Here is an 8,127-nt window from a genome sequence, read left to right on the forward strand (position 1 = left end):
TCCGGGTCGAGCAGTTGCTCCAGCCGCACGTCGGGATCGCGCGGATCCCGCCGCACCTGCTCGGTTTCCGGCCGGGCGGCCACTGCGGTCATCGGATCCTCCGGAAACTCGGTGTCAGGTGGTCTTTCGAGGCTCTCTGGTTGCCGCGGGTCAGCGGCTCGTGCGCCCCTTTGGGATACCTGGTGCTTTTTGTGGTTTGCACACGACTGACGGTCTGGAGCGACGTTCCGGCAGGTCCGGGGCCGGGTGCACGTTGTGCTGCCATAGCGAACGCGCGGCTGGAGTGACCAGCAGGAACATCGAACCGCGAAACTCCAGGGTGCTATGCCGCCCCATTTGGGACTCACGAGCTCTGACCAGCGCAGACCGTGCGGGAAGGTCAACGACTGGCCGTGCGCGGAGCCGGGAGATCGTGACCGACCAACCTGCTGACAGCCGTGATGTAGTCATCATCTGCGATCGGTGCCCGCAGGAGTTCCGGCGTGTCTCCTTCTGGATTCAACTCAGCCTTTTCCATGCTGGTCGGACCGCAGCCGCGGGTCGCACCGCCACGCACAATGAGGACGGAAAAACCTCACTCGAAAAATCACAGTGGACTGTCTACCGAGATGCTCGGCCACACCAAGACTGTGGAACCCCACGACAATCCTGCCCCGAATGCGGTGACCAACACCCGGTCCCCCGGACGCAGGTCGCCGCCGGCGGCGGCGCTGGCCAGGACGAGCGGGATGGACGCCGACAGGGCGTTTCCGACTCGATCGATGTTGATCAAAGCCTGCTCCGGCGCGATACCCAACCGTTGGGCGACGGAGTCAAGAATGCGGATGTTGGCCTGGTGTCCAACGAAGCGATCCACCTCCGTCACCGACCAGCCGGCACGATCGAGCACGGCAAGTGACGATTCGGTCATCCTGGCGATCGCCTGTCGATAGATCGCCCGCCCGGCCATCGATAGATACCAGTCCTCGGTCGGCACCTCGCCGTGACCGAGCCCGGTGACGGACCGCTGCCGTGAGCCACCACCGTAGATGGCCAGCAGGTCGGCTTGCGCGCCATCGCTTCCCAGGTCGAACGGTCCGATCGCGCCCGGCTCCTCCGGGCTTCCGCAACGCAGCACCACCGCCCCGGCTCCATCGCCGAAGATAGGTGCAGTGGCGCGATTCGCCGGGTCGATGAAGGTCGAGAACGCTTCGGCACCAATGAAAAGCACGCTTTTTGCGATCCCGGCGCTAATGAGTCCGGCGCAGGTGGCAAGGCCATAGACGAAGCCACTGCATGCAGAGGTCAGGTCGTAAGCCGCGACGGGTCCAAGCCCCAGCCTGGACGCCACTTCCGGCGCCCCGGCCGGACAGATCCGATCTGGTGAGGTCGTCGCGACGACGACCGCATCGACCCCGGAAACCCCGGCTGCTTTCAGCGCCCGACCGCCGGCCTCCACCGCCAAGTCCACCGTCGCCAAACCGTTCGAGACGGCCCGACGCTGCAAAATACCCGTGCGACTCGCTATCCACTCTTCAGAGGTGTCCAACCTCGAGCACAAATCGTTATTCGTGACAACCCTGGGAGGCAACCATGCCCCCAACCCCGCGATAACAGCACTGACTGTCATTCAGGCCAACTCCGTTGCTCAATGATTTTTGCACGAGACGATGGAGCGTTTTCATGCTTTAACATGCGCCGGCGAGGCGGGTGAATGTGTGCCACACCATCTCTGAATCTGACGTCGGTTCGCGACGACCAGCCGGTATCCAGAGTCTATGATTTGGGCGTTGTCGCCGAACCGAAGTAGGTACGTTTGTGCTCGTTGCCCTGCACGAAAATACAGTCCGGCACGCGAACCCGTGAGTACGGCGCCTCGACACCCCTGGACCACTGCCACCGACGACCAACGTGGACTTCCGGGAACCGCGCGAGACCAAACCCCGGGGCGAAGATCTTCACGGACCAGCCGACGTCGCACACCTTGACGGTTTTGTCCGAATCCACCAGGTGGCTGCCCGAAATGGCCGACGATGGTGCCCTGGACAACTCTTGTTGCCACTGCTGCGACTCGGCCAGTATTGCTCAGGTCAGCTCGTGGCCCGTGGCCCGATTGCTTCCTTCTGTCGCCCGTCCCCCCCGACAGGAGGAGATCCCGCGGGGGCCGGCCGTCGCGTAATCGGCCCTCGCGGGAACCCAACGGCAACGCATCGCATGACAGCCGCTTTGGCGGCGAAGGCCGCTGGCTACTCACATGTGATCCCCGACGGCACCTTGATTCACACCGACTGTGCTGGAGCACCATCGCGGTGGCAACATCCAGGTCATCTCCGCCCCGGACGGATGGCCCCTGTGGGCCTCCGATGAACGGCCCGGCCGTGAACACGACACCAGTGCCGCCCGGGCCAGGGATGCCTTTCTCCGGCTCGCCCCAAGCTCACACCTGGCCATGCCTGGGGTTCAAAGCGGTTCGCCCGAGCGTCGCCCACCGTGATCACCACTGCGTTTGCGCGTCGGACGCGGCCGGCTAGGCTGCCGTGTCGAGGAAGACCAGTTCTTCGCCGAGCAGGCCGCGAAGGATGGCTTGGATGCTTGCGCGCAATGCCTCCTCCGCGATCGGATCGATGATCGCCGCCAGGCTCGGCATACCGAGATCGAAGTGCGCGGTGAACCTGACGACCGTGTCGGATCCGGACTCGGCAACCGCCCACTCGCCGTCGAAGCGTTCAAAGTCGCCGTCGAGTTGCCGGAACGTGATGGTCCTGGCGGAGTGGTCGATTCGGTCTCGTTCCGACCAACACAGGATGCCGTTGCGAAACGTGACCGCCCATTCCGAATCCTGGGTTCCGTCTTGCCTTGCGGTGACGGTGACGCTGCGGACCTCGTCGGTTTGATCGGCGAAGCGCTCGATGTCGCAGACCGCGGAGAAGACAGTGTCAGCGTCGGTCCCCGTGGCGGCCGGCACCAGCGACTCGACCGTAACAGTTGGCATATCAGGGAGTTCCTTCCACAACGGTGTTGGGCGGGCATCGGCGCGCGAGGGTTTCCGCGGCACGGGTTACTGCCTCAAGAAGCCAGTGAACGTCCTCGGAAGTCAGGACCGCCGGCGGGGTGAAGCGCAGCACCCGATGCGCGTTCAGTGAATGGTTGACGAGCACTCCGTGGTCGAGCAGTTCCATCAGCAGTTCACCCGTGACTTGCTCGTTGACCAGCTCCACTCCGATCAGCAGACCCAGCCCGCGCACGTCGGTGATCAGGTGACCGCAATGGTGCGACAGGATTCGGCGTAACTCCTGGAGCAGGTACTCGCCCAACTCGCTAGCCTTGGTGACGAGGTCTTCCGTCACGATCACACGGATCGCCGCCTCGGCGGCCGCGGCAGCGATCGGCGACCCGGCGAATGTCGAGGTGTGCAGGAACGGGTCGCGATTGAACGGCGAATACGCCTCTGCCGTGGCGATCATGGCCGCTACGGGCACGACTCCCCCGGAAAGGTTCTTGCCCGCCAGCAGAATGTCAGGGGTGACCGACTCCCGGTCCGCGCCCCACCAGTGGCCAAGCCGACCCAATCCGGTCTGCACCTCATCCAGGACGAACAACGCCCCATACTTCCGGCACAGCTGCGCGACATCGCGCAGGTATCCGGGCGGCGGAACAACGACCCCGCCCTCTCCCTGCACCGGTTCCACCACCACGCAGGCCGGTGGTGCTGCGGCCAGTACCTCTTCTAGCGCCGGTGCGTCGCCGAAGGGAACGTGGTCAACGGAGGGCAGCAACGGCCGAAACGGAGCCTGGTAGAGCTCGCGGGCGGTGATGCTGAGCGCACCCGTGGTCTTGCCGTGGTAGCCGCCGACCGCGGAGATGAGGTGCGCATGCCCATGAGCACGGGCCAGCTTGATCGCGGCCTCGGTGGCCTCGGCTCCGGAGTTGACGAAATGCACGTAGTCCAGACCGTCCGGGGCGACGCCGGCGAGCGTTTCGGCAGCACTGGCGACGGTGGGCTCCAGCATTAGCCGTGTGGTCAGCGGGTGCCGGTGAACCTGTTCCACCACCGCCCCTACCACGGTCGGGTGAGCATGACCGAGGAGGAACACGCCGTATCCGCCGCAGTTGAGGTACGTCTTTCCAGCAGCGTCGACGACTCGGCTGCCGTGCGAGGACACTTCTGCCAGTCCACCGGTCATGTCGGCCAGCCGGGCCCGCCCACGGGAGATGTGGCGGCGGTAGCGTTCCGAGGTCTGCCGTGAACCGGCGTGCTGGATGCCATGACCGTTCATACCGTCGCCCCGGCGGCTGCGGCGGGGACAAGGCGTTTGGCATGGGCGAAAAAGCGCACTGAAGTGCGGAAGGCAGACTCGAACCACTCTGCCGAGGGCAGCGTCAACGCTGCCGGATCGCCGGGAAGGGCACCGAAGGAGGTCGGGAACGGCTCGGCACCGGCGAACAAAGCGGCCATCGCCAGCACGTCGTCAAACTGTTTGCGTGCGGCCGGAGGAAGGACTTCGGTCAACACCGGGCGGATCAACCGATCCACCATGTCCGGCGATACCAGCCGCGGCGGTGTGACATCGATACCAGACTCCTCGGCCACGGCCACGCATTGGTCGACGAACCGCCTGGAGGTCAGCGCGTGATGCCCCGCGGTCAACCAGTACTCGCCGCCACGCACATCCGCGTCCACCAACGCCCGCAGCCCTGCGGCGAGAAGGTCCTGCGGTATGACGTCCACCAGCTCTTCGGCCGCGAACGGAAGAAGCGGAAACTTGCTCCTGAGGATGCCTGCGGCGACCATGTGGACACCCTGGAAATGGGCCATGCCGCCGGTCACCGAATCACCGACCACCACCGAGGGGCGGGCGATCACCACCGGGACTTCCGAGCCGCGAAGCAGCTCCTCGGCTTCGCGCTTGGAGTCGAGGTAGTTTTCGGGGCGAGCCGCCCCCTCGGACATCAATCCCTGTGCCGACCGGGTGAGTTTGCTACGGGCCACGAACGCGGTGCTCACGTAGATGACACGGGCCTGCGCGTCAGCAGCGAACTCCAGGACTCGCTTCGTGCCGACGACGTTGTGCTGGTGCGCGGCATCGGCTCCGGCGCCGAAGTCGGTCTTCGCCGCGCAGTGCACCACGGTGTCCACATTGGATACCAGCATCTGGTAGGTGAGCTCATCGAGCCCCAGGAACGGTCGGGTCACATCGCCGATCACCGACTCGGAGTCGATTTTGGCACGATGAGTCAGGCTGATAACCCTGTGGTGAGCCAGCGCCGGGCGCAATGCCGTACCGACCACGCCAGAGGCGCCAGTCAGCAGCACGAACTTGGGTTGCGACATGCCGGTCTCCTCGAATCGCCGTGTTGGTCCACACCTGCGTCAAGGGCAATGAGTCGCGCAACGGTGCTACGTTGCCAACCCGACTCACTGCAGCGTCGGGTCGTATGCGCCAGGCGTGACGGCAATACCGTGGCGTGAGAGACGGCGCCGCCGCAACCGGGGAAGCGCGACGCGTGCCCGGTTGCCCATCATGTCCTGGCTCGCATAGGCAAGACTCCTGATCAGCTCTGGCGCTGTCGCACCTCGTCATGGTTGAGTTGGTTCAACTGTCAACAACAAGTCGGCGGCCACGACGATGCGGATCCGGAGGCTCGGTCACCTTGCCGGCAGCCGGATGTTCATAACCCAGGCGAGCGGTACGGGAGAGGACATGAATCGGTTCACACGTCGTGGTTTGCTGTCCGGTATGGCCGCGGCTGGTACCGGGGCGCTGATCGCGCCTGGTGCGCCGCGTGCCCTCGCACAGTCGACTCCCGCCGCCGGGCGCAGCGAGACCCAGGTCGTTGTTGTCGGTGCGGGATTGGCGGGGCTTACCGCCGCTCGCGAGCTGGTCGCCGCGGGGTGCGAGGTCCTCGTGGTCGAAGCACGCGACCGTGTCGGCGGCCGTACCGTCAATCAGGCCGTGACCGCGCCGGGAGCCACCCCGGGCACGATCGTGGAGGTCGGCGGCCAGTGGGTGGGGCCGACACAGGACCGGGTGCTCGGTCTCATCCAGCAGCTCGGCCTGGAAACGTTCAAGACCTACGACGCCGGCGATTATGCCGACTACCACAACGGAAAACTGACCCGGTACGGCCACGTGTTCCCAGCGGATCCGCTGAACCTCGGACTGAACCGGATTCCGCCCTCCGACCCGGCGGGCGCGGCAGAAGCCGCCGCCGCGATCCAGGAACTCGACAGGATGGCAGAGCAAGTTCCAGTCGACGCGCCCTGGACCGCGGATGACGCACGTACCCTGGATGGCCAGACTTTCGAAGACTGGATGAATCATCATCTTGTCCAGCCGGGCGCGAAATCGCTGATATCGCTGGTGATCAACGCGGTCCTCTCGGTCGAGCCTCGTGACGTGTCGCTGCTTCACGTGCTTTTCTACATCGCCTCCGCAGGCGGACTCGACCGGCTGGTACGCACCACCGAGGGAGCCCAGGAATCCCGTATCGTCGGTGGATCGCAACGCATCTCGCTTGAAATGGCACGCGAACTCGGTCCCCGCATCCTTCTGAACGCACCTGTAACCAGAATCGACCAGGACCCCGCAGGCGTCAGTGTGCTCGGCGACAACTTCAGCGTGCGCGCCAAACGCTGTGTCGTGACCGCGCCGCCCGCGCTAGCCGCCCGAATCCGGTACACACCACCGCTGCCAGGTACCCGTGACCAGCTGACGCAACGCATCCCGATGGGCAGCGTGATCAAGGTGCAATGCGTTTATCCGACCCCGTTCTGGCGCGCCGCCGGTCTGGCCGGACAAGCGACCAGCGACACGGGGCTCGTGCGGACCACGTTCGACAATTCACCGCCCGATGCGAATGTGGGCGTGCTGCTTGGCTTCATCGAAGGTGAACAAGGACGCCAGGCCGATCAGATGTCCGCGACACAGCGACGCACAGACGTGATCGAATGCTTCACCCGGTACTTCGGCGAACAAGCCGCTGACCCGCTCGAATACATCGAGAAGAACTGGCTGGAAGAAGAATGGACCCGCGGCGGCTACGGAGGCGTGTTCACCCCAGGTACCTGGCTCGACCTCGGTAAAGCACTACGCGCGCCTGTCGGCCGCCTCCACTGGGCCGGCACGGAAACCGCGACCATCTGGCACGGCTACATGGACGGCGCGATCAGATCCGGCGAACGCGTCGCGAAGGAAGTAACGAGCTCGCTGTGACATGTCGCTGGCGACCGTCTTCGGCTCCCGAAGCCGGCAGGGTGAGCACGGAGATCAGCTCCGCGTAGGAGCCCCGGGGCGACGTCGAGCCTCCATAGACAGCTACGCGCCCCCGACCCGTGTGCCCCAGGGCCGGGATGCGGCCGGGCCTGGCGGTGGAAGGTCGTCACTCGCCATAGAAGGCGTATTTGCGGAAGGGCCAACGGTGTACGGCGCGTCGCAGCACGTCGTCGGGCGGGTCCGGCAGGCGGGGCACGGTGCCGGTGGTGTGAGCGATGACCACGACCCGGTCCTCGCCGCCCAGGTAGATACTGGCGTCGAGGCAGCCGGGTTCGGCGAGCAGAGCGAGCACCGCGGTCTGTTCCACCCACGCGAGCAGTTCGTCCCGGCGTCCGGGCTGAGTTCGGGCCTCCCACATCAGGGTGTCATGTGGCTCGGGTGCGCCGCCGGTACACCTCGACCAGCAGCCGCGTGTGCTCATCCCCGCAGGCCACGATGAGCCGCTGCCCGTCGAACTTCGGGTCACTGGCGTGGATGACTGAGGAGTCCGGCACCAGGCTGTACAGCTCGGATTTGCCGGAGATCATCGTGCCGCGCCAATCGCGCAGCTCCGGCTCACCCTGTTCGCCCATGCCCCAGGGATACCCCTGGTCAGGGCCCTGCCCCCTTGCAGACCGCACAACTTGGTCGAACGCCGTTCAATTGGTTCGAGCGGTTCCCCCATCTGGCGCACCACTTTGCATGAGCAAGATCACGCTAAAGTACTTTTCGCGCACAGCTGCGTTCCCCAAAAGGCATCAATCCCTTTGTGAGGCGCCCTTATCAGGGTTTGCGGTGGTCTAGTAGTACTTCGTTAAGTTTGTCTTCGTTTGGGGAGTTTTCTTTGGCATGTGGGGCAAACGCCGGTCCAGCACAGTAAGACGCTTTGGAGCAG

7 protein-coding genes and 1 pseudogene are annotated in these 8,127 nt (G+C 65.0%); 2 read left to right on the top strand and 6 right to left on the bottom strand.

Annotated features, from left to right (window positions below; all coding sequences use genetic code 11):
* Positions 1-586: 586 nt before the first annotated feature.
* Complete coding sequence (locus tag AC07FN_RS45285; protein WP_478401278.1) at positions 587-1,609, bottom strand: beta-ketoacyl-ACP synthase III; 1,023 nt, start codon at positions 1,607-1,609, stop codon at positions 587-589.
* 678 nt (positions 1,610-2,287) lie between these two features.
* Between AC07FN_RS45285 and AC07FN_RS45290 the strand changes: the two are divergent.
* Positions 2,288-2,395 (top strand): annotated as a pseudogene (locus tag AC07FN_RS45290) (IS5/IS1182 family transposase); the annotation flags it as partial.
* A 111-nt stretch (positions 2,396-2,506) separates the two neighbouring features.
* Here the strand turns inward: AC07FN_RS45290 and AC07FN_RS45295 are convergent.
* From AC07FN_RS45295 to AC07FN_RS45305, 3 genes are read right to left on the bottom strand one after another with little or no spacing between them, the layout of a single operon-like run.
* The gene (locus AC07FN_RS45295) at positions 2,507-2,944 is read right to left on the bottom strand and encodes a type II toxin-antitoxin system RatA family toxin (RefSeq protein ID WP_478401279.1); all 438 of its coding nucleotides are present in this window, start codon (positions 2,942-2,944) and stop codon (positions 2,507-2,509) included.
* Positions 2,945-2,972: 28 nt separating this feature from the next.
* Positions 2,973-4,256, bottom strand: coding sequence for an aspartate aminotransferase family protein (locus tag AC07FN_RS45300; protein ID WP_478401280.1), 1,284 nt, complete (start codon positions 4,254-4,256; stop codon positions 2,973-2,975).
* Entirely contained in the window at positions 4,253-5,311 is a 1,059-nt protein-coding gene (locus AC07FN_RS45305) for an SDR family oxidoreductase (RefSeq protein WP_478401281.1), read from the bottom strand. Before AC07FN_RS45305 ends, AC07FN_RS45300 begins: the two co-directional genes overlap by 4 nt.
* A gap of 370 nt (positions 5,312-5,681) precedes the next feature.
* Here AC07FN_RS45305 and AC07FN_RS45310 point away from each other — a divergent pair, with 370 nt between their 5' ends.
* Positions 5,682-7,193, top strand: a complete 1,512-nt coding sequence (locus AC07FN_RS45310; RefSeq protein ID WP_478401282.1) for a flavin monoamine oxidase family protein — start codon at positions 5,682-5,684, stop codon at positions 7,191-7,193.
* Between the two features lie 166 nt (positions 7,194-7,359).
* On the opposite strand, the gene AC07FN_RS45315 is transcribed toward AC07FN_RS45310, so the two are convergent.
* Complete coding sequence (locus AC07FN_RS45315; RefSeq protein WP_478401283.1) at positions 7,360-7,611, bottom strand: hypothetical protein; 252 nt, start codon at positions 7,609-7,611, stop codon at positions 7,360-7,362.
* Between the two features lie 7 nt (positions 7,612-7,618).
* On the bottom strand, positions 7,619-7,825 hold the full coding sequence (locus AC07FN_RS45320) for a hypothetical protein (protein ID WP_478401284.1): 207 nt from the start codon (positions 7,823-7,825) through the stop codon (positions 7,619-7,621).
* Positions 7,826-8,127: the final 302 nt, after the last annotated feature.

Source organism: Saccharopolyspora sp. NPDC045941 (assembly GCF_056431445.1).

Coding starts and splice junctions, on each gene's coding strand:
- AC07FN_RS45285 (WP_478401278.1), bottom strand. CDS start 1,609: ATGACAGTCAGTGCTGTTATCGCGGGGTTGGGGGCATGGTTGCCTCCC.
- AC07FN_RS45300 (WP_478401280.1), bottom strand. CDS start 4,256: ATGAACGGTCATGGCATCCAGCACGCCGGTTCACGGCAGACCTCGGAA.
- AC07FN_RS45305 (WP_478401281.1), bottom strand. CDS start 5,311: ATGTCGCAACCCAAGTTCGTGCTGCTGACTGGCGCCTCTGGCGTGGTC.
- AC07FN_RS45310 (WP_478401282.1), top strand. CDS start 5,682: ATGAATCGGTTCACACGTCGTGGTTTGCTGTCCGGTATGGCCGCGGCT.
- AC07FN_RS45315 (WP_478401283.1), bottom strand. CDS start 7,611: ATGTGGGAGGCCCGAACTCAGCCCGGACGCCGGGACGAACTGCTCGCG.
- AC07FN_RS45320 (WP_478401284.1), bottom strand. CDS start 7,825: ATGGGCGAACAGGGTGAGCCGGAGCTGCGCGATTGGCGCGGCACGATG.